This is a genomic window from Streptococcus suis (assembly GCF_016743335.1).
Taxonomy (GTDB): Bacteria; Bacillota; Bacilli; order Lactobacillales; family Streptococcaceae; genus Streptococcus; species Streptococcus suis_Y.
In genome coordinates this window covers 1-1018 of sequence record NZ_WCJE01000095.1, presented here as the reverse complement: position 1 = coordinate 1018, position 1018 = coordinate 1, and the positions used below count along the sequence as shown (strand labels likewise).

At 47.5% G+C, this 1018-nt stretch carries 1 protein-coding gene; it reads left to right on the top strand.

Going from position 1 to position 1018, the window contains the following annotated elements; genetic code table 11:
* Positions 1-89 precede the first annotated feature (89 nt).
* On the top strand, positions 90-1018 hold a 929-nt coding region (locus F9856_RS11965), incomplete at its 3' end, for an accessory Sec-dependent serine-rich glycoprotein adhesin (protein WP_202106729.1).

Below are 1018 nucleotides of genomic sequence, written 5' to 3'. Positions count from 1 at the left end.
TATATAAGTCTTGTCTAATAAAATTGCTTATCTATGTATATCGTATATGCGTCTGTATTTAGAAATGTAATCATATACTAGGAGTTCCTATGAGACGTAAACGAATTAATAAAGATTTTGATGAAATCGGACGCAAGAGCCGTGTCAAGATGCATAAATCTGGTAAAAACTGGGTGCGAACAGTTATGTCCCAACTCAGTCTTTTACGCGTGATGCGAGGGAGCAGTCAGGAGTCGGTATCGGCATCACTGCCTCTTGTAGATAGTGCAGAGCGCTTAGAAAGTCAACGTTACCAGTACCTAAAAGCTGCCTTGGCATCAGGAGCGGTGGTGGCAGGAGCGACGGTTTCGCCAGCAGCCTTTGCGGAAGAACTGCCGATTGCTGTTGAGCAACAACTCGAGGAAACAACGGACACAGTTGTTGACAAGAACCTTATCGTTGTTAAAACCACGGCTACTGAAGTGGTGTCCCAAGACGATGCTTCATCGGTCGGACAGACAGATGCGGTGAGTTTATCTACTTCCATCAGTATCAGTGAGTCAGCTTCTGCTTCGACCAGTCTAAGTGTTTCCGCCTCGGAATCTGTCTCATTATCAGAGTCGGTTTCTGCCTCGGAATCTGTCTCATCATCAGAGTCGGTCTCTGTCTCTGAATCAACGTCTACTTCTCTAGCGACAGAAACGACTGCGGTAGAGCCGACTGTCACAGAATCAGCTTCACAGCTTGCGACTCAAACTGCTACTGAGCGCACAGCAACTATCGACTACATCGTAGCCTATCAGAACGAAGAAGGTACCATGGTATCAGGGACGGCTCACAAGCTATCGCTCACAACGACAGATACCGTTGCCAAGACTACTGTCCAAATTGTTGCGGCCCTCCCAGACGGCTATCAATTGGCAGCAGGACAGGAAGCTACGCTTTCCCAAGAAGTTACTGAAAATGCCCTCAACCTTATCACGGTAAAAGTGGTTAAGGAGGAAGCCGAAGCAAGCGAGCAGGCCTCAGCCCTTCAAGA